The 19,399-nt window shown below is 71.8% G+C and carries 17 protein-coding genes and 1 pseudogene; 14 read left to right on the forward strand and 4 right to left on the reverse strand.

Translation table 11 applies throughout. The features are described 5' to 3' along the window. The first annotated feature begins 211 nt into the window (after positions 1 to 211). The 7 genes and pseudogenes from ssd (at position 212) to AB0J90_RS10210 (ending at position 5,182) form a co-directional block, all read left to right on the forward strand. On the forward strand, positions 212 to 1,267 hold the full coding sequence (gene ssd / locus AB0J90_RS10180; RefSeq protein ID WP_363594382.1) for a septum site-determining protein Ssd: 1,056 nt from the start codon (positions 212 to 214) through the stop codon (positions 1,265 to 1,267). Continuing rightward, a complete protein-coding gene (locus AB0J90_RS10185; protein WP_363594183.1) occupies positions 1,264 to 2,589 on the forward strand; it encodes a TadA family conjugal transfer-associated ATPase in 1,326 nt (441 codons plus the stop codon). The genes ssd and AB0J90_RS10185 overlap by 4 nt, the downstream gene beginning before the upstream one ends. 170 nt (positions 2,590 to 2,759) lie before the next feature. After that, positions 2,760 to 3,470: pseudogene (locus tag AB0J90_RS10190) on the forward strand (hypothetical protein); the annotation flags it as partial. Then, positions 3,470 to 4,258, forward strand: coding sequence for a type II secretion system F family protein (locus tag AB0J90_RS10195; RefSeq protein WP_363594185.1), 789 nt, complete (start codon positions 3,470 to 3,472; stop codon positions 4,256 to 4,258). The pseudogene AB0J90_RS10190 and the gene AB0J90_RS10195, both read left to right, overlap by 1 nt. A gap of 29 nt (positions 4,259 to 4,287) precedes the next feature. Further along, positions 4,288 to 4,455: a DUF4244 domain-containing protein gene (locus AB0J90_RS10200; RefSeq protein ID WP_285791757.1), complete on the forward strand. Its 168-nt coding sequence runs from the start codon at positions 4,288 to 4,290 to the stop codon at positions 4,453 to 4,455. Further along, the gene (locus tag AB0J90_RS10205; protein WP_363594187.1) at positions 4,452 to 4,820 is read left to right on the forward strand and encodes a TadE family type IV pilus minor pilin; all 369 of its coding nucleotides are present in this window, start codon (positions 4,452 to 4,454) and stop codon (positions 4,818 to 4,820) included. Before AB0J90_RS10200 ends, AB0J90_RS10205 begins: the two co-directional genes overlap by 4 nt. After that, a complete protein-coding gene (locus AB0J90_RS10210; protein WP_363594189.1) occupies positions 4,817 to 5,182 on the forward strand; it encodes an Rv3654c family TadE-like protein in 366 nt (121 codons plus the stop codon). The genes AB0J90_RS10205 and AB0J90_RS10210 overlap by 4 nt, the downstream gene beginning before the upstream one ends. Before the next feature lie 116 nt (positions 5,183 to 5,298). On the opposite strand, the gene AB0J90_RS10215 is transcribed toward AB0J90_RS10210, so the two are convergent. Together AB0J90_RS10215 and AB0J90_RS10220 are read right to left on the reverse strand one after the other, a co-directional pair. Then, a complete protein-coding gene (locus tag AB0J90_RS10215) occupies positions 5,299 to 6,183 on the reverse strand; it encodes a type II CAAX endopeptidase family protein (protein ID WP_363594191.1) in 885 nt (294 codons plus the stop codon). Positions 6,184 to 6,312: 129 nt separating this feature from the next. Then, positions 6,313 to 7,263 carry an alpha/beta fold hydrolase gene (locus tag AB0J90_RS10220; protein WP_363594193.1) on the reverse strand — a complete coding sequence of 317 codons (951 nt, stop codon included), beginning with the start codon at positions 7,261 to 7,263 and terminating at the stop codon, positions 6,313 to 6,315. Positions 7,264 to 7,340: 77 nt separating this feature from the next. Here AB0J90_RS10220 and AB0J90_RS10225 point away from each other — a divergent pair, with 77 nt between their 5' ends. Next, positions 7,341 to 7,901, forward strand: a complete 561-nt coding sequence (locus tag AB0J90_RS10225) for a helix-turn-helix domain-containing protein (protein WP_363594195.1) — start codon at positions 7,341 to 7,343, stop codon at positions 7,899 to 7,901. Between the two features lie 187 nt (positions 7,902 to 8,088). On the opposite strand, the gene AB0J90_RS10230 is transcribed toward AB0J90_RS10225, so the two are convergent. Both AB0J90_RS10230 and AB0J90_RS10235 read right to left on the reverse strand, forming a co-directional pair. Continuing rightward, entirely contained in the window at positions 8,089 to 8,298 is a 210-nt protein-coding gene (locus AB0J90_RS10230) for a hypothetical protein (RefSeq protein ID WP_363594197.1), read from the reverse strand. A 74-nt stretch (positions 8,299 to 8,372) separates the two neighbouring features. Next, a complete protein-coding gene (locus tag AB0J90_RS10235) occupies positions 8,373 to 10,763 on the reverse strand; it encodes a DEAD/DEAH box helicase (protein ID WP_363594199.1) in 2,391 nt (796 codons plus the stop codon). Positions 10,764 to 10,959: 196 nt separating this feature from the next. On the opposite strand from AB0J90_RS10235, the gene AB0J90_RS10240 reads away from it, so the two are divergent. The 6 genes from AB0J90_RS10240 (at position 10,960) to topA (ending at position 19,291) form a co-directional block, all read left to right on the forward strand. After that, positions 10,960 to 11,316 carry an STAS domain-containing protein gene (locus AB0J90_RS10240; protein ID WP_326561372.1) on the forward strand — a complete coding sequence of 119 codons (357 nt, stop codon included), beginning with the start codon at positions 10,960 to 10,962 and terminating at the stop codon, positions 11,314 to 11,316. Beyond that, positions 11,313 to 11,750 carry an ATP-binding protein gene (locus tag AB0J90_RS10245; protein ID WP_326561371.1) on the forward strand — a complete coding sequence of 146 codons (438 nt, stop codon included), beginning with the start codon at positions 11,313 to 11,315 and terminating at the stop codon, positions 11,748 to 11,750. Before AB0J90_RS10240 ends, AB0J90_RS10245 begins: the two co-directional genes overlap by 4 nt. Positions 11,751 to 12,037: 287 nt before the next feature. Then, a complete protein-coding gene (locus AB0J90_RS10250) occupies positions 12,038 to 14,416 on the forward strand; it encodes a sodium-translocating pyrophosphatase (protein ID WP_363594201.1) in 2,379 nt (792 codons plus the stop codon). Between the two features lie 136 nt (positions 14,417 to 14,552). Continuing rightward, positions 14,553 to 15,092, forward strand: a complete 540-nt coding sequence (locus AB0J90_RS10255; RefSeq protein WP_363594203.1) for a hypothetical protein — start codon at positions 14,553 to 14,555, stop codon at positions 15,090 to 15,092. A gap of 263 nt (positions 15,093 to 15,355) precedes the next feature. After that, positions 15,356 to 15,994, forward strand: coding sequence for a hypothetical protein (locus tag AB0J90_RS10260; RefSeq protein WP_363594384.1), 639 nt, complete (start codon positions 15,356 to 15,358; stop codon positions 15,992 to 15,994). Positions 15,995 to 16,399: 405 nt separating this feature from the next. Continuing rightward, a complete protein-coding gene (gene topA, locus AB0J90_RS10265; protein ID WP_363594205.1) occupies positions 16,400 to 19,291 on the forward strand; it encodes a type I DNA topoisomerase in 2,892 nt (963 codons plus the stop codon). Positions 19,292 to 19,399 lie beyond the last annotated feature (108 nt).

Consider the following 19,399-nt stretch of genomic DNA (forward strand, 5'->3'; position numbering starts at 1 on the left):
GGACCGGAAGTCCGGGGTTTCGTAGCAGATCAAACCCGTTCTCGGGCGTTTTCCACAGGCGGTCGGGTTATCCACAGGCAACGCCGGAGGTGGGGATGGGGACCTGCGAGCCGGTCCAGGGTGTGTCGGTCACCCCGTACCGACGCCGCCGCTGGAGACCGCGATGCCACCCCGTACCCCTGTCCAATCCGGACCCCGCCTGCCACTGGTCCTGACCTCGGACGGCGAGCTGCTCGACGAACTGCTCCAGCTTGCCGCGGCCGGCGGCACGGAGGTCGAGGTGGTCGCCGACCCGGCCGCGGCCCGATCCCGCTGGGCCGCCGCGCCCCTGGTCATGGTCGGCACCGACCAGGCGCAGGCCTGCCTACGGGCACGGCTGCCGCGCCGCCCCCGAGTGGTGCTGGTCGGCCGGTCCGGGCCGGGTGACCCCGGCTGGGAACTCGCCGAGCTGATCGGAGCCGAGCACGTGGCCATGCTGCCGGCGGCGCAACCGTGGCTGGTGGACCGCTTCGCCGAAGGCGTACCCGGATCGGCCGGCGCCGTGCCCGGTCGGGTGGTCGCGGTCATCGGTGGCCGGGGCGGGGCCGGCGCGAGCGTGTTGGCCGGCGGGCTCGCGGTGACCGCCGCGCGGGGCGGGCTGCACACCCTGCTGGTCGACGCCGACCCGCTCGGCGGCGGGCTCGACCTGGTGCTCGGCTGGGAGCAGATCGAGGGGCTCCGCTGGCCCGCGCTGACCGAGGTCGACGGCCGGGTCGACGCACCGGCCCTGGTCCGGGCGCTGCCCAGCCGAGGTGACCTGGTGATGCTCTCCTGGGACCGGGGAGACCTGTTCAACCTGCCGGCCGAGGCGATGGCGGCCACCATGGACGCCGGCCGCCGGGGCCGCGACCTGGTCGTCGTCGACCTGCCCCGCCAGCTCGACGACTCCGCCGTGATCGCGTTGCAGGCCGCCGACCGGGCCTTTGTCGTGGTACCGGCCGAACTGCGGGCGACCGCCGCGGCGGCTCGGGTGGTCGCCGCGGCCAGCCTGCACTGCGCCGAACTGTCGGTGATCGTGCGCGGGCCGGCGCCCGGCCGGCTCAAGTCCCGCGAGGTCGCCCGCGCGCTCAGCCTGCCGCTCGCCGGCACCCTGCGGCCGGAGCCGGGACTCAGCCGTGGCCTGGAACGCGGCGAGGCGCCCGCGTCCTCCGGCCGGGGACCGCTCGCCCTGCTCTGCCAGCGCCTGCTCACCGAACTCAACGACCTGCCGATGGCGGGTGCGGCATGACCGGCCGTGTCCGCGCCGCCGGTCCCGTCGGATCGGGGCCGGCGGACAACCGACCCCCGTCCGCCGGCCAGGGCGCTGCCGCCGGTGGTCAACTCGCCAGCCGGGTCCGCCGAAAGTTCGCCACCGACGGTACGGCGATCACCCCGGCCGCCGTGGTGGCGGCCGTACGCGACGAGCCCGCCGCCGCGGTCCTGGGCGACACCGCCGTGCTCCGGATGGCCGGACAGGTCCACGACGACCTTGTCGGCGCCGGCCCGCTCGCCCCACTGCTCGCCGACACCGAGGTCACCGACGTGCTGGTGAACGGCGTACGGGTCTGGGTCGACAGGGGACGGGGACTGCAACCGGTGTCGGTCGCATTGGGCGACCGCGACGACGTACGGCGGCTGGCCCAGCGGCTCGCGGCCGGTTGTGGGCGGCGCCTCGACGAGGGATCCCCGTACGTCGACGGGCGGCTGCCGGACGGGACCCGCCTGCATGCCGTACTGCCACCGGTGGCGACCGACGGGCCGTACCTGTCGCTGCGTACCTTCCGGCAGCGCCCGTTCACCCTCGACGAACTCGTACGCCACGGCACCGTGCCCCGGCCGGCGGCAGCACTGCTCGCCGCCGTGGTGGCCGCCCGGTTGGCGTACCTGGTGGTGGGTGGCACCGGATCCGGCAAGACCACCCTGCTCAACACGCTGCTCGGCCTGGTTCCGCCGACCGAACGGATCGTCCTGGCCGAGGACGCCGCCGAACTGCGCCCGGTGCATCCGCACGTGGTCGGCCTGCAGGCCAGGACCGCCAACGTGGAGGGAACCGGCACCGTCGGGCTGAGCGACCTGGTCCGTCAGGCGCTGCGGATGCGCCCGGACCGGATCGTGGTGGGCGAGTGCCGGGGCGCCGAAGTGGTCGATCTGCTCGCCGCGCTCAACACCGGACACGACGGCGGGGCGGGAACCCTGCACGCCAACACCCCGGCTGACGTACCGGCCAGGCTGGAGGCGCTCGGCCTGCTCGGTGGGCTACCCCGAGCCGCCCTGCACGCGCAGGTGACCGCCGCACTCCAGGTGCTGTTGCAGGTACGCCGTACCGAGGCGGGACGGGTGCTGGAAGCCGTCTGCCTACTGCTGCCCAGCGGGCCGGAACGGCTGGTCACCGTCGTACCGGCATGGCGACGAGGTGAGGGTGCGGGACCGGCCGCCACCGCGCTGGCCCGACTCCTCGCCGACCGAGGGGTGCCCGTACCACCGGTGCTGCTCGAACCAGCGGCTCCGGCTCGACCGCAGTTGCCGGCTCGACCGCAGTTGCCGAGCCGGCCGGCGGGAGGTCGGTCGTGATCTCCGGGTGGTGGCTCGTAGCGGCCTGCCTGGTGGTCGCGGCAGGGCTCGTCGCCTGGTCACCAGCGGGGAACCGGGCGCGCTGGCGGGCGATCAACGGGGCGTCGGCCGCGGACACCGACCGGGCTGCCGTCGGGTGGCGGATGGCGGTGCCCGGCTGGGTGGACGGCGCACCCAGGCGGGGTGCGGTGGTTGTCGCCGGGTTGGCGGCGGTTGCGGCAACCCTGCTGGGCGGACCGGTCGCCGGGTTCGCCGGGCTCGCGTACGGCGGGCTCGCGGGACGGGCTGCGCTGCGTCGGCGTACCGGGAGAGTTGCGGAGCGGGCACGCCGCCGGCAACTGGACGGCCTCTGCGCACTCGCCGCCGACCTACGCGCCGGCCTGCCGATCACCAACGCGCTGCCCGCGACCGCCGATCCTGCGGCGGCAGGTGCCGGCGAGTCCCGCCGACACGGTGGCTCCGGTGGTCGCGTGGTCGCCGGCGCGGCAGGTCGAGCGGGTGCCGGCGCGGGCGCTAGCGGCGGTGGGAGTGGACCCGGCGAGCGGATCGACGCGCTGGCCCGAGCGGCCGTCCGGCTCGCGGAGCAGACCGGTGCACCGCTGGCCGATCTGCTGGAGCGGATCGAAGCGGATGCCCGGGCGATGGATCGTGGGCTCTCCGCTGCCGCCGCACAGGCTGCCGGTGCACGAGCGACCGCGATGCTGCTGGCCGGGCTACCCCTGGGTGGCATCGCGCTCGGCTACGGCATCGGCGTCGACCCGCTCGCCGTGCTGCTGCGTACGCCGATCGGGGCCGGCTGCGCGGTCGGCGCGATCGTGCTGCAACTCGCGGGCCTGGCCTGGGCCGACCGGCTGGCCGGCAGCGCCTTGCGGGCGGCCTGATGTCGACCTCGGCGGTGATGGTCCTCGGCCTGGCCGGTGCGGCCGTACTCGTCCTCGTCGCCGGCCGACCCACCGGATGGTCGACCCGGCGCAGGCTGGTCCGACTCGACCTGCTCGGCGACCAGGACACCGCCGGTGGAGACGGTCGGGCTGCTGGAGGCGACGCGACTGCCGCTGCCGGGGACGGCCGGCGGGGTCCGGATCTGATCCGGCTCGGGTCGCTGTTCGGGGGCGTGGCCGTGGCGGTTGTGCTCGGCGGTTGGTCCGGGGCGGTCGCCGGGGTGCTGGCCGGCATCGTGAGCGACCGGCTGTTGCGCCGGCTCGAACCGGCCAGCGCCCGTCGGCACCGGCTGCGCGAGGTCGCCGACCTGCCGCTTGGCGCGGACCTGCTGGCTGCGGCGCTGCGTGCCGGCGCCCCGGTCGACCGGGCGGTGCTGTCCGTTGCCGAGGCTCTCGGCGGTCCGCTCGGTGACCGGCTGCACCGGGTCGGCCGGACCCTGCGCCTCGGTGGCGAACCGGCGGAGGCCTGGGCCCATCTCGGTTCGGTGCCCGGCGGGGACCGGCTCACCTCCGCCGCCGTCCGTACGTCCACCAGCGGTGCGGCGCTCGCCGGAGCGCTGACCCGGCTCGCCGACGACCTGCGTGCCGATCGGGCCGTCACGGTCGAGGCGGCGGCGCGGCGGGCCGGTGTCCTGATCGTGCTGCCGCTCGGGCTGTGTTTCCTGCCCGCCTTCATTCTCGCCGGCCTGGTGCCGGTGATCGTCGCCGTACTCGGCGACGTGCTCTGAAGAATCCCGACGAGGAAGGAAAGACCGTGATCCGCAAACTGAGGGCCCGGCTGCGCGGCGACGCCGGCATGAACACCGCCGAGTACGCCGTCGGCACGCTCGCCGCCGTCGCGTTCGCCGGCATCCTGCTCAAGGTACTGACCTCCGGAAACGTCCAGTCGGCGCTGACTGCCGTGATCGACCGGGCGCTGAAGTGATCGGGCGCCGGTGGGCCGAGGGCGACCGGGGCTCGTTCACCGCTGAGTTGGCGGCCGGCCTGCCGGCGCTGGTGATGCTGCTGCTCGTCGGGCTGGCCGCCGTCGGTGCGGTGACCATGAAGGCCCAGTGTGTGGACGCGGCTCGGGAGGCGGCACTCGCCGCCTCCCGAGGCGAACCCGGGGTGCCGGCCGGAGCGGGTTCCGCGCCGCCGGGCGCCACCGTGTCGGTCGCCGTCGCGGGCGAGCGGGTTGTCGCGACCGTACGCGCACCGATCCGTGTCTTCGGCACCCGACTGCCGAGGCTGACCGTCACCGCGAACGCGGTGGCCGCCGTGGAACCCGGAAACCCGGAGCCGCTGTCATGACCAGGTCCGTGTTCGGGCACAACGATCGGGGGAGCGCCTCGCTGTGGCTGCTTGCGGTCGGGTTGACGCTGGTCATGGCCGGTATGGCCGGGGCGTCGGTGGGTGCGGCCAGGGTCGCCAAACACCGGGCGAGGGTGGCCGCCGACTTCGGCGCGCTGGCCGGCGCCGCCCGTACGCTCGACGGCCCGGCCGCGGCCTGCGCGCGAGCGGCCGAACTGGTCGACGTCAACGGTGGCCGGATGCTCGACTGCACAGTGGACGGACTCGACCTGCAACTCGTGGCCGAGATCGCGGTGACCCCACTACCTGGGCTGACCCGGGTCGCCCGAGCTTCCGCCCGCGCCGGCCCGGCACGGGGCTGACGCACCCCCCGCTAATCCCCGAAGACAAAGTGGCAGACCTGCCGGTTGGCAGGTCTGCCACTGGGCCGCTTCGAGTTGAGCCGTCCGAGGCGCCCTCGCCGAGCTGCCCGAATCGGTCAACCTCGGGTCGGAATGACCTGACGCGGCGGCTCGGTCACGACCCGGGGCTGGGGATCAACCTGGACCGGCAGGGCCGGCCGGAGGTGCCGCTGCCGGGCGAGCAGCACGCTCGCGACAATGACCTGCACCGCCAGGATGGCTGCCTGCGTCCCGGGTGACTTGACGGTCAACAGTGCCATTGTCATGTTCACGCCGAGGTGGACCGCAATCGACGCCGTGACCCCGGCAAGCTCGTACGCGTAACCGGTGAGCAGCGCCATCGGGAAGACGCTGAGCGTGAACAGCAGCCCGCTCCAGCTGACCAGACCGAATTCGGCCTGGAGAGTCCCGTCGATGAAGAACAGCGGCAGATGCCACACCGCCCAGGCGGCACCGAGCAGCAGACCGGCCTGGAGGCGGCCCAACGACGCGAGCAGTCGCGGATAAGCGGTGCCACGCCAACCGGGCTCCTCGGCCAACGGACCGGCGATCAGCATGCTGACGAAAAACGGCACCGGTCCGCCGACGGTGGCGATGAGATCCCGCCCCTCGGTCAAGCTCACCACGGGACCACCCAGGAGTTCCGCGAGCAGCGCGGCCGCCACCACGGTTGCCGAAGCCAGCACCAGCATCGGCAGCGCCCAGAACAGTCGTACGCCCAGCCGGGTCCGCACCGTACGAGCGGGTACGGGTTCACGGCGGCGGGCGCGGCGCGTACGGACCACTATCGCGCCGACCACCGGGCCGAAGCCGCCGAGCAGGTACGGAACCGCGGTGGGGGAACTCGTCGCCGATCCACCGAGGACGATCGCGAAGAGCCAGAAGACGAAGGTCCAGCTGAACGTGACAGCCCAGAAAATGGCAAGGCCGGTTCGCTGACGAACGGGGGCTGCGATAGTCACGCCGTTTTCCCTTTCATGAGTGGCGCAGGACGGGATTCCGAGTTCCCGCCATGCCGGGGACGTGCGGAAACTGCGACTGAAGGCATTCGATGGAACGGTCCGACTTGAGGCGTTCGAGTTTCCGAACCGTCAGGGAGAATCCGTCCGCGGTGCGGTTCGGACCTCCCGGGATGGTTCCCTGAGCCGGTGCGCGAGCCAGCCGCTCACCTGCGCGAGCAGGTCGGGGTCGACCGGTTGGCGCAGCAACCGTGGGTAGGAGCGCACCGACGCGGGACCGGGATCACGGCGTAGCGAGTGGGTCAGGTCGGGAATCCGGTGCACGTTGACGTCGCCGCGTACGAGCCGGCGGATCTCGTCCAGGTCCGCCGGGTCGACCTGGATGTCCTTGCCGCCGGTGATCGCCAGGACGGGGACCTCGATCCTCGCCAGGTCCGGACGCGGATCGTGGCGGAGCATCTCCCGCATCCACCGGGCGTTCGTCCGCATCCCGGCGACCCGCACCACGTCGGCATCGCTTGCCTTGATCCGAGCGAGCTGCCGGTTGGCCAGTGCTCGCAGCGCCGGCAGCAGCAGCCGTACGGGCGCAGGCAGATCGCGGGCGATCATCGCGGCCTGCCAGCGCAGCGCGTCCTCGCCCAGGCGGGCGAAGCCGGCCAGCAGCACCACCGCGCCAACCTCCGGACACGAGCCGAGCGACATCGCGTGGACGGCACCCTCGCTGTGCCCGACCACCGCAATCGCATCCGCCCGAATGTCGGGTCGCCCGGCCAGGGCACGCAGTGCGGCGGCGGCGTCGCGTCGGTTGTCGACGAACCCGGTCGTACGCCAATCGCCAGCGGTGGCTCCGACGCCGCGCCGGTCATAACGCAGCGTCGCGATGCCGTTGTCCGCGAGCGCGGCGGCCAGCGGCGGTCCGAGTTCCATCCGGGGCCGGCCGGGGATGTTGGCGTCACGGTCCAGGCGCCCCGAGGCGTGCAGCAGCAGGACGGCCGGGTGCGGTCCGGCGCCCGTGGGCAGGGTCAGCGTGCCGACCAGGGGAAGTCCGTCGTCGGCGGTGGCGGTCATGTCGACGTCCCGCATGTCCCACCTCCCATCATTCTCGGCTTTGGGAACATTATCAGCGATGAGAACATTATCGTATGTGGGAACATGGGGTCATGGCAACTGCGGACCTTCTCCTGCATCCCGTCCGGATGCGCATCCTGCAAGCGCTGTTCGACGCCGATCCGTTGACCACCGCACAGCTACGCGACCGCCTACCCGACATCCCACCTGCGACGATGTACCGGCACATCGCCGTGTTGACCGACGCGGGCGTGCTTGAGGTGGTGGACGAGAAACGCGTACGCGGCACGGTGGAGCGCAGCTACCGGGTACGCAAGGAGGAGGCGGTGGTCGACCCCGCGGCGCGGGCGGCCATGACGCGGGAGGACCACCTGCGGGCGTACACCACGTTCTCGGCATCGCTGATGGGGGACTTCGACCGCTACCTCGCCCACGAGAACGCCGACCCCAACGTGGACGGCGTGGTCTACCGGCAGGCAGCGGTGTGGCTGACCGAGGAGGAGTTCGCCACGCTGGTCGAGGAGATCGAGAGCGCCGTCCTCGCCCGGGTCGGCCACCCCAGGGGCGACGGCCGCATCCGTCGGGTCGTCAGCCTGGTTGTGGTCCCGGACCAACCCAGGACGAAAGCGGACACGAAGCGGCTGGCCGACTGAGCCGGTCCGGGCCGCTGGCTCGGAGCGCGGGCTGTGGTCGATCACTGCCCCTGGAGGGGTAGGAAACAACCACAGCCGGCGACGTCACCAGGTTGGTGTCAGGGGCGGGTGCCGGGTCCGAAGTACGTGGTGGCGACATGGTCGAAGGCCTCGGTCGCGAGGCCGGTGCCTGTGGGGCCAGCCGTGGTCAGCGGCCGGTGCCGTCGGCAGCGGCGCGCAGCGCCGAGGCGCTGAGGATCTGGTGGATGCCGTGCAGTTGCTCGTTCATCCGGTGCAGCTGCTCGGCCTGGGCCAGGGTGGCGTACGCCTGACTGAGCGAGATCTGCTGGTCCACCGTGAGGTTGTCCTGGTCGACGCCGTAGAGCAGGTCGACGGTCTCGGCGATGGTGTCGGCCACCTCGTCCTCCTCGGACAGCTATGGAAGCGCTCCCAAGCAGGGTACCCATACGGGCGGTCATCCATACAGATGAATCAGGCGGATTCCTCGGCCAGGTTCGTCAGCACCACGTCCAGCACCTTGACCGCCTCCGCCTTGGCCAGCGGGTTGTTGCCGTTTCCGCACTTCGGCGACTGTACGCACGACGGGCAGCCGGACTCGCAGCCGCACTCGCTGATGGCGTCCCGCGTCGCCGTCAGCCACTCCGCCGCCGCGTGGTACGCCCGCTCGGCGAAACCGGCCCCGCCGGGATGCCCGTCGTAGACGAATACCGTCGGCGCACCGGTGTCCGGGTGGATCCCGGTGGAGAGCCCACCGATGTCCCAGCGGTCGCAGGTGGCGATCAGCGGCAGCAGGCCGATCGCGGCGTGCTCGGCCGCGTGCAACGCACCCGGTACGTCGGCCACCTCCACCCCGGCCTGGGTGAGGGCGTTCAGCGACACGGTGAACCAGACCGCGACCGTACGCAGCTCGCGGGCGGGCAGGTCCAGCGGGCGGGTGTCCAGCACCTCGCCGGAGGCGAGCCGCCGCCGCTGGTACGACACCACCTGGCTGGTCACGTCCACCTCGCCGAGGAACAGCCCGACCGGCCCGGCGTCCCGGTACGACCGCACCGACACCACCCCGAGCGAGGTGACGTCCCGGGCGTGGGTGGACCAGTCCGGCTCCTCGGCGTGCACCAGCGCGCACGCGTCGTCCAGGTCCAGGTTGTCCACCACGTACGAGACGCCCTGGTGCAGGTAGACCGCGCCGGAGTGGAGCATGAAGTGGGACGAGGCCGGGTCGACGGTGCCGAGCAGCCGCCCGGTGGCCGTCTCGACCACCGAGATCGGTGCGCCACCCGTGCCGCGCAGGTCCACCTCGGGGCGCCCGGTGTGCCGCCAGTACCAGCCGGTCGGGCGCTGCCGCAGCGCGCCCGACTCGACCAGGGCGGCCACCGCCTCCGCCGCCCCCGGCCCGAACAGCGGCAGGTCGGCCTGGGTCAGCGGGGCCTCGGAGGCCGCGCAGCAAAGCTGCGGCCCGAGCACGTACGGGTTGGCCGGGTCGAGCACGGTCGCCTCGACCGGTCGCCCGAACAGTGCCTCCGGATGGTGCACCAGGTACGTGTCCAGCGGGTCGTCCCGTGCCACCAGCACGGCGAGCGCCTCGCCGCCGGAACGCCCCGCCCGCCCGGCCTGCTGCCAGAGCGACGCCCGGGTCCCCGGCCAGCCGCAGATCAGCACCGCGTCCAGTCCGACCAGGTCGACGCCGAGTTCGAGCGCGTTGGTCGAGGCGAGTCCGAGCAGGTCACCGTGGAGCAGCGCCCGTTCCAGTTTCCGCCGGTCCTCGCGCAGGTAGCCGGCCCGGTACGCGGCCACCCGACTGCCGAGGCCGGGCACCGCCTCGTCCAGTGATCGGCGGGCGGTGCTGGCGACCACCTCGGCGCCGCGTCGGGACCGGACGAACGCGAGCGTACGCACACCCGCGGCGACGGTGTCGCTGAGCAGGTCGGCGGTTTCCCGCAGGGCGGAGCGCCGGACCGGTTCCGCCTCGGTGAGTTCGACCGCGTCGGGCGAGGGCGGCAGCAGCGGCGGCTCCCAGAGCGCGAACGTGACCCCGCCCCGGGGGGACGAGTCCTCGGTGACCGCGGTCACCGGCAGCCCGGTCAGCCGCTCGGCGGCGTTCGCCGGGTCACCGGAGGTGGCCGAGGCCAGCACGAAGACCGGGGAGCGGGGCACACCGTCGACGGTGGGTCCGTACCGGGCGGCCTGGCGGCGCAGCCGGCGCAGCACATGCGCCACGTGCGAGCCGAACACCCCCCGGTACGTGTGGCACTCGTCGACCACCACGAACGCCAGCCGGCGCAGGAACGTCGCCCAGTGGCCGTGTCCGGGCAGGATGCCGTGGTGCAGCATGTCCGGGTTGGTCAGTACGAACCGGGAGTGCTTGCGGATCCACTCCCGCTCGGCGCGCGGGGTGTCGCCGTCGTAGCTCGCCGGGCGTACGCCGTCGAGGTCGAGGGCGGCGATGGCGCGCAACTGGTCGGCGGCGAGTGCCTTGGTCGGTGCCAGGTAGAGCACGGTCGCGCGCGGGTCGGTGAGCAGGGTGGCCAGCGCCGGCAACTGGTACGCCAGCGACTTGCCCGATCCGGTGCCGGTGGCGACGATCACGTGCTGGCCGCCGTACGCCAGGGTGGCCGCCTCGGCCTGGTGCTGCCAGGGGGTGACCACGCCGCGCCCGACGAACGCCGCCCGCAGTGGCTCCGGCACCCAGCCCGGCCACGGTACGGACTGCCCGGCGCTGGCCGGAACCCGCTCGACGTGGGTGACCGGATCGGTCCGGGTTCGGGCCCGTAGCTGTCGCAGCAACTCGGCCGGGCCGGGGGTGGGGCCACCGGCCGGACGGGGCCGATCGGCCTCGGCGGATACTGTGGCTGCGGTGGTCACGCCCTGCACTCTCGCACCGACCCGCCGGAATCGGAAAGCGGGGGCACGGGACGGGCAGTGGGCACCGAGGGTCAGGTAGGCGACGCTCCGGCTCGGTGCGGCGCCGGCCGGACGATGGTTAGATGCCCATGAGCATTCCTGGCGGGAGCCGCCCGGTCGGGCCGGCATCAGCCGGAGAGGTAGTCGAGGAGGACGGATGGAGCTGTCGCTGACGACCCGCACCATCGCCGAGCACGCGGTGCTGGAGGTCGGTGGCGAGGTGGACGTCTACACCGCCCCTCGACTCCGGGAACGGCTGATCGAGATGGTCGACGGCGGTGCCCGGCAGGTCGTGGTGGACCTGAGCCGGGTCGACTTCCTCGACTCCACCGGTCTCGGTGTGCTGGTCGGCGCCCTGAAGCGGCTGCGCGCGGTCGGCGGCACCTTCGGGCTGGTCTGCGACAAGGAACCGCTGCTCAAGATTTTCCGGATCACCGCGCTGGACCAGGTATTCCCGCTCTACCCCACGATCGACGCGGCGACGGCGCCGGGCGCGGCGAACCCCACCGCGTGATGTCGACCGTCCGGTTGTCTTTCTCTCCGGCGCCGGTGCACGTCCGCACCGCGCGCCTGGTCGGGGTCGCGGTCGCCCGCCGGGCCGGCGTCGCCGAGGAACTGCTCGACGAGGTACGCCTGGCCATCGGCGAGGCCTGCACCCGCGCGGTCGCCCTGCACCGCCAGTACGGTCTCAGCGACCTGGTGCAGGTCGAGATGTCCGACGGCGGTTCCTACACGGTGCGGGTCACCGACCGGGCACCGATCGAAGCCGGCCTGGGCCTGGCCGCGCTGCCCCCGGACGAGTTGGCCGACGAGTCGCTGACCGACGAGGCGCTCACCGTCGGCGTGGGCTTCGCCCTGCTCGCGGGCTTCGTCGAGGACCTTCAGGTGCGCCCGGTGGACGAGGGCATCGGCACCGAGGTGCGGATGGTCTGGCCGGTCGGCCGCTGACCGGTCACCCCCGGTCGCAGTCTCCATAGCAGATCAACTCCACTAGTACAGCGACGAAGATCATTGCGACACGGTGGGTGGTAATTGTGACCTCCAACACTGCGGACGGCTAGAGTACCCGGGGTTATCAGCAAGTGCCCTGGTCCCGCGCTCGCGTGATCGGGTGGTCACCGCTGAGCTGAAGCCTGGCCCGGCGGAGACGCTTGCGAACCGTGACTCCACGTGTGGAGAAGCCGGGCCGGTCTCGTCCGCCGGCCGGCGCGAGTGTTGGGTACAGGAGGACATAGATGTCCACGACCTTCGCCGCCGAAAGCGGCGGGTTGTCCCTCACCGATCAGAACCTGTCGTACGTCATCATCGCCGCGGTCATCGCGCTGGTGGCGCTCGGCTTTGCCGCCGCCCTGACCAGGGCGGTACTGGCAACCGGTAGGGGCACCACAAACATGCAGGAGATCGCGGCAGCGGTCCAGGAGGGCGCGTCGGCGTACCTCTTCCGACAGTTCAGAACCCTCGCGATCTTCGTCGTACTGGCGGTGGTGCTGCTGTTCCTGCTGCCGGTCCACGACACCGACAACGAGACCCTGGTGAAGATCGGCCGCTCGGCCTTCTTCGTGGTCGGCGCGGTGTTCAGCGCGTTCATCGGCGGTGCCGGAATGGCCCTGGCCACCCGCGCCAACCTGCGGGTGGCCGCCGCCGCCCGGGAACACCAGGGGGGCAGGGAGAAGGCGATGCAGATCGCCTTCCGGACCGGTGGCGTCGTCGGCTTCCTCACCGTCGGGCTCGGCCTGTTCGGTGCCGCGCTGGTCGTGGTGCTGTTCCGGGCCGACGCGCCAACCGTGCTGGAGGGCTTCGGCTTCGGTGCCGCGCTGCTGGCCATGTTCATGCGGGTCGGCGGTGGCATCTTCACCAAGGCCGCCGACGTCGGCGCGGACCTGGTCGGCAAGGTCGAGCAGGGCATCCCCGAGGACGACCCGCGCAACGCGGCGACCATCGCCGACAACGTCGGCGACAACGTCGGTGACTGCGCCGGCATGGCCGCCGACCTGTTCGAGTCGTACGCGGTGACCCTGGTCGCCGCACTGATCCTCGGCCGGGCCGCGTTCGGCCAGGACGGCCTGGTCTTCCCGCTGATCATCTCCACCATCGGGGTGATCGTGGCGATCGTCGGGGTGTTCATCACCCGGCTGCGCGCCTCCGACCGGTCCGGGCTGACCGCGATCAACCGGGCCTTCTACGCCTCCGCGGTGCTGTCCGCGGTCCTGGTAGCGGCGATGTCCTTCGTCTACCTGCCGGCGACCTGGGCCGAACTGCTCGGCGCCGAGTGGCGTACGCAGCTCGGCGTCACGGGTGACCTGCCGCTCGGTCCCCGCTGGGTGGCCATCGGCGCAGTGGTCATCGGCATCGTGCTCGCCGCCGCCATCCAGGCGCTGACCGGCTACTTCACCGAAACCAACAAGCGCCCGGTGCAGGACATCGGCAAGAGCTCGCTGACCGGCCCGGCCACCGTCGTACTCGCCGGCATCAGCATCGGGCTGGAGTCGGCGGTCTACTCCGCACTGCTGATCGCGGCCGGCGTCTTCGGCGCGTTCCTGCTCGGCGGCACCTCGATCGTGCTCTCGCTGTTCGCGGTGGCGCTGGCCGGCACCGGCCTGCTCACCACCGTCGGCGTGATCGTGGCCATGGACACCTTCGGCCCGATCTCGGACAACGCCCAGGGCATCGCCGAGATGTCCGGCGACATCGACGAGGCCGGCGCCCGTACGCTCACCGAGCTGGACGCCGTCGGCAACACCACCAAGGCGATCACCAAGGGCATCGCGATCGCCACCGCGGTGCTCGCCGCGACCGCCCTGTTCGGGTCGTACACCGACACGCTGCGTTCGGCGTACGCCGACGCTGGTGTGGGTGACGTCGGCGCCGAGATCCTGAACGCGCTGAACGTGGCCAACCCGCGCAACCTGGTCGGCCTCATCATCGGTGCGGCGGTGGTCTTCCTCTTCTCTGGGCTGGCCATCAATGCGGTCTCCCGCTCGGCCGGTGCCGTGGTGATGGAGGTACGCCGGCAGTTCCGTGAGCTGCCCGGCATCATGGACCGCACCCAGCGCCCCGAGTACGGCAAGGTGGTCGACATCTGCACCCGGGACGCCCAGCGCGAGCTGGTCACCCCCGGTCTGCTGGCCATCCTCGCCCCGATCGCGGTCGGCTTCGGCCTCGGTCCGGGCGCGCTGGCGTCGTACCTGGCCGGTGCGATCGGTGCCGGCACCCTGATGGCGGTCTTCCTGGCCAACTCCGGTGGGGCCTGGGACAACGCCAAGAAGCTGGTCGAGGACGGCGCCTACGGCGGCAAGGGTTCCGCCTCGCACGAGGCGACCATCATCGGTGACACCGTCGGTGACCCGTTCAAGGACACCGCCGGTCCGGCGATCAACCCGCTGATCAAGGTGATGAACCTGGTCTCGCTGCTGATCGCGCCGGCCGTGGTGGCGTGGAGTGTCGGGGGTGACCGGAACACCCCGTTGCGGATCGCGGTGGCGCTGGTCGCCGTACTGATCGTGGTGGGTGCGATGGTGTGGAGCAAGCGCAAGCCGATCGCGATGTCGGACGACGACTCCGGTTCGGGTGCCACGGGTAGCGCCGAGCAGCGCACCGAGACGATCACCGCCTGATCCAGGGTTCGTGGCTCGGGGACGGGCCCCTCGGCACCGCTGCGGCGGTAACGAGGGGCCCGTCCTTCGGGCTCGGGCGGCGAGGGCGTACGGCTGTGCCACCGCAGCGTCCGGCGCAACCCGTACGCTGCAACGCATGCGTACGCCCCGCGCGCCGGCCGCCGGGATTCTCCCGGCGGTCCTGTGCACCCTCGTGTTGCTGACCGGATGTGCTGGGGGCCCGACGGCACCGGCCTGGGCGGCGTCGGTCTGCGAGGCGTTAGCCCCCTGGCGACTTGAGATCAATGCCCTGACCAGCAGCGCTCAGCAGCAGATGACGGCGCAGACGACACCCGCGCAGGCCAAGGAGAACCTGGTCCGGATGATGGCTGGTGCGGAACAGGCGAGCGAGACGGCCCGCCGTGGGGTGGCCGACGCGGGTGTACCCGACGTTGCCCAGGGTGAAGAGGTCTCCCGTGGTTTCCTCGACTCGCTCACCGAGGTCCGCGACGCGTACGGCAAGGCCAGGCGGACGATCGAGGGGCTGAGCATCGGCCAGTCGGGTCCGTTCTACGACGGGGTGAAGGCGGCCGTGGACACCCTCAACGAGGAGTACGACGCGAGCTCGCTGGACACCAGCAAACTTGATTCACCCGAGTTGAAGCAGGCCTTCGACGAGGTCCCGGAGTGTCGCTGACCACGCCATCCCCTGATTCACCGCCGGTGGAGTCCTCCGGACCACCGGCGGGGGAGGCGCTGGCACTGATCCCGCCCGATCCACCCGATCCGCCGGTTTTGCTCGACCCGGTGCATCCACCCGAGCCGATCGACCCGGCAGAGCCGGCCGAGCCGCTGGAGGCGGCAGAGCCGGCCGAGCCGCTGGAGGCGGCCGAGCCGCTGGAGGCGGCCGAGCCGCTGGAGGCGGCCGAGCCGCTGGAGGCGGCAGAGCCGGCCGAACCGGTGGAAGCGGTGGTCGGGGTCGGCCCGTCGGCGTCGTCGGAGTTGGTGGTTCCGCCGGTGCGGCAGTTGTCGCTGTTCGGGGTGGAGGCGACCGATCCGTCGCCGGCCGATCTCACCGGACTGCTCGTCGGCCCGGGACAGGTGGTCCGGATGGGTGGGACGGCCAGGGTCTCGGTGGTGGTCGACGCCGCCTGGCGGGTGCACGTGCTCGTCGCCGAACTGGCCCTGCGCGGCCTGCACGCGAGCTGGGAGCCGACCGAGGACCAACAGCACGAGGTACGCACGTCGTACGCGACCACGCTCGCTCCGCTCGCCCGGAGTTGGTTGCGCGGTACGGCGAAACGACCGCCAGCCGGACTGCACCTCAACGGGCGCCGGCTGCGACTGTGGGTGGCCGCGGCGGGCAGCCCCGAACCGCCCGGTTTCCTGCTCCGGCTCGGCGACACCGAGGAGAGCTGCTGGGAGGCGGTCGGGGCGGCGCTCGCCGCGATCGGGCTGCCGGCCGTACTGTTGCTTCCCCGGGCCGGGGGTCCGGCGTACCGGATCACCGGGCGACGCCGGTTGGCCCGGCTGGTGGAACTGGTGGGTGAACGGCCGGCGGCCGCGCCCGCGGCCATCTGGCCGACTCTTGCCGTTTAGAGGGCTTTTGGCGGTTTACCGCCTTTCAATCCCGTTTTTCCGCTTTAATACTTCCAGTGTTCATTCGGGGGCAATCCGGCTCACTGTCCGATGGCGGACAGCCGATCGGAGATTTGGGAGTTAATCCACCAAATAACGGCATTCAGCGGAGATCGTAGCGGCTAATGGATCCAGGCCGATTCATCGTCGGTGTACGGTGTCGCCGTCCGGGATGAACCACCGAGCCGGCTCCGGGGTACAGCGTTCGCCCTGCTCCACGGGGGTCTTCGCGGCCCGCGCAACCCGGACGCCGCGCAGCGCGTTACGTTGGACGTTCAACGCGGCGCCGCAGTGTGGCAGCCCGGTCGGAAGGCGGACCACGGTGGTCCGCGGGACGAGAAGTCGTGAGTGAGGTCGGGGAGAGACGTGCCGAGTAACGCCAAGAGCACCCGTCTGGTCATCGTCGAGTCACCGGCGAAGGCCAAGACGATCTCGGGCTATCTCGGCCCGGGCTACATCGTCGAGGCCAGCCTGGGGCACGTCCGTGACCTGCCGCGCAACGCCGCCGACGTACCCGCCAAATACAAGAAGGAACCGTGGGCCCGGCTCGGCGTCGACGTCGACCACGGCTTCACCGCGCTCTACGTCGTCTCCGCCGACCGCCGCCAGCAGATCGCCAAGTTGACCAAGCTGGCCAAGGAGGTCGACGAGGTCTACCTCGCCACCGACGAGGACCGCGAGGGCGAGGCGATCGCCTGGCACCTGGTCGAGACGCTCAAGCCGCGCGTCCCGGTCAAGCGGATGGTCTTCCACGAGATCACCCGGCCGGCGATCCAGGCCGCGGTGGCCAACCCCCGGGAGATCGACCAGGACCTGGTCGACGCACAGGAGGCCCGCCGCATCCTCGACCGGCTGTACGGCTACGAGGTCTCCCCGGTGCTCTGGAAGAAGGTCATGCCGAGGTTGTCGGCAGGCCGGGTCCAGTCGGTGGCGACCAGGATCGTGGTCGAGCGGGAACGGCAGCGGATGGCCTTCCGTACCGCCGAATACTGGGACATCCTGGCCACCCTCGCCGTGGCCCAGGCCGGCGAGGGCCCACGTACGTTCCACGCCACCCTGATCGGACTCAACGGCGACCGGATCGCCACCGGCCGGGATTTCGAACCGACCACCGGGAAGGTGAAGCCGGGCGCCGGGGTGACCCACCTCGACGGCGACGGTGCCCGTGGGCTCGCCGCCCGCCTCGACGGGCGGCCGTTCACCGTCACCCGGGTCGAGGAGAAGCCCTACCGGCGCCGGCCGTACGCGCCGTTCATCACCTCCACCCTCCAGCAGGAGGCGGCCCGGAAGCTGCGCCTGTCGTCCCAGCAGACGATGCGCACCGCCCAGCGGCTGTACGAGAACGGCTACATCACCTATATGCGTACCGACTCGGTGAACCTGTCGGAGACCGCCATCGCGGCGGCCCGCCGGCAGATCGCCGAGCTGTACGGCGAGCGCAACGTGCCGCCGGAGCCGCGCCGCTACACCGGCAAGGTGAAGAACGCCCAGGAGGCGCACGAGGCGATCCGCCCGGCCGGCGACCACTTCCGTACCCCGGGTGAGGTGGCGAACGAACTGTCCGGCGAGGAGTTCCGGCTCTACGAGCTGATCTGGCGCCGGACCATCGCCTCCCAGATGACCGACGCGGTCGGCTCCAGCGTCTCGGTCCGGATCCGCGCGGTCACCACGGCCGGCGAGGAGGCCGACTTCGGCGCCACCGGCAAGACCATCACCGATCCGGGCTTCCTGCGGGCGTACGTGGAGTCCTCCGACGACGAGAACGCCGAGGCGGAGGACGCCGAACGGCGGCTGCCGAACCTGGTCAAGGACCAGCCGCTGACCGCCGAACAACTCGCCGCGACCGGGCACACCACCCAGCCGCCGGCCCGCTACACCGAGGCGTCGCTGGTCAAGTCGCTGGAAGAACTGGGCATCGGCCGGCCGTCGACGTACGCGTCGATCATGCAGACGATCCAGGACCGGGGGTACGTGTTCAAGCGCGGTCAGGCGCTGATCCCGTCCTTCCTGGCGTTCGCGGTGGTCGGCCTGCTGGAGCAGCACTACCCGCGCCTGGTCGACTACAACTTCACCGCCGCGATGGAGAACGAGCTGGACGAGATCGCCGGTGGCGACCACGCCGCGGTGGACTTCCTCACCTCGTTCTACTTCGGCAGCGACGTGGCCGGCGACGACTCGGTGGCCCGCTCCGGTGGGCTGAAGAAGATGGTCACCGAGAACCTGAGCGACATCGACGCGCGCAGCGTCAACTCGATCCCGCTGTTCCGTGACGACGAGGGCCGCGACGTCGTGGTCCGGGTCGGCCGCTACGGGCCGTACCTGCAACGCACCCTGGCCGGTCCGGAGGTGGAGGCGCCCGCGCCGACCGCCGCACAGACCGGTGGCGAGGACGGCGGTCAGCCGGAGGACGGTGGACCGTCGGGGGACAGGGTGTCGATCCCGGAGGGTGTCGCGCCGGACGAGCTGACCCCGGAGAAGGTCAACGAGTTCTTCCTCGGCGGCGGTGGTGAGCGCAAGCTCGGCGAGCACCCGGAGACCGGTGAGCCGATCCTGCTCAAGTCCGGCCGCTTCGGCCCGTACGTCTCCAGTGGTGACCGCAAGTCGTCGCTGCTCAAGTCGCAGTCGCCGGACGACATTTCGCTCACCGAGGCGTTGCGGTTGCTCACCCTGCCCCGGGTGGTGGGGCTGGCGCCGGACGGTGCGGAGGTGCTCGCTGCCGCCGGCCGCTACGGCCCGTACGTCAAGCAGGGCGACGAGTTCCGCTCGCTGGACTCCGAGGACAAGATCTTCACGGTCACGTTGGAGGAGGCGCTGGCGCTGCTCGCCGCGCCGAAGACCCGACAGCGGCGGGCTGCCGCACCGCCGTTGCGGGAGATGGGTGCCGACCCGTTGACCGAGAAGCCGCTGGTCATCAAGGACGGCCGGTTCGGCCCGTACGTGACCGACGGGGAGGTCAACGCGTCGCTGCGGCGGGGCCAGACCCCGGAGTCGCTGACCCTCGAAGAGGCCTCGGAGATGCTCGCCGACAAGCGGGCCAAGGGGCCGGCGCCGAAGAAGGCCGCGGCGAAGAAGACGACGGCCAAGAAGGCTCCGGCGAAGAAGGCGACCGCGGCGGCCGGGACGGACACCCCGGCGAAGAAGACGACCGCGAAAAAGGCCGCACCCCGGAAGGCGGCGCCGCGAAAGGCGACGGCCGCGAAATCGACCACCGCGACGAAGAAGGCCGCTCCGGCGAAGGCGACCGACCGGGCCGAGTAACTGAACGGGTGAATGGCCGCCGGATCGGATTTTCCGGTTCGGCGGCATGCCTTACGCTCCACCGGTGGTGCGACGGGGGATATTCGGTGGACATCGGCAGACAATGCT

Source organism: Micromonospora sp. NPDC049523 (genome assembly GCF_040676775.1).
Lineage (GTDB): Bacteria > Actinomycetota > Actinomycetes > Mycobacteriales > Micromonosporaceae > Micromonospora_G.

What these genes read in the sequence shown, in the direction of transcription:
- AB0J90_RS10255 (WP_363594203.1), top strand. Translation starts at nt 14,553, where the DNA reads ATGCGTACGCCCCGCGCGCCGGCCGCCGGGATTCTCCCGGCGGTCCTG.
- AB0J90_RS10225 (WP_363594195.1), top strand. Translation starts at nt 7,341, where the DNA reads ATGGCAACTGCGGACCTTCTCCTGCATCCCGTCCGGATGCGCATCCTG.
- AB0J90_RS10195 (WP_363594185.1), top strand. Translation starts at nt 3,470, where the DNA reads ATGTCGACCTCGGCGGTGATGGTCCTCGGCCTGGCCGGTGCGGCCGTA.
- AB0J90_RS10220 (WP_363594193.1), bottom strand. Translation starts at nt 7,263, where the DNA reads ATGCGGGACGTCGACATGACCGCCACCGCCGACGACGGACTTCCCCTG.
- AB0J90_RS10210 (WP_363594189.1), top strand. Translation starts at nt 4,817, where the DNA reads ATGACCAGGTCCGTGTTCGGGCACAACGATCGGGGGAGCGCCTCGCTG.
- AB0J90_RS10240 (WP_326561372.1), top strand. Translation starts at nt 10,960, where the DNA reads ATGGAGCTGTCGCTGACGACCCGCACCATCGCCGAGCACGCGGTGCTG.
- AB0J90_RS10185 (WP_363594183.1), top strand. Translation starts at nt 1,264, where the DNA reads ATGACCGGCCGTGTCCGCGCCGCCGGTCCCGTCGGATCGGGGCCGGCG.
- AB0J90_RS10250 (WP_363594201.1), top strand. Translation starts at nt 12,038, where the DNA reads ATGTCCACGACCTTCGCCGCCGAAAGCGGCGGGTTGTCCCTCACCGAT.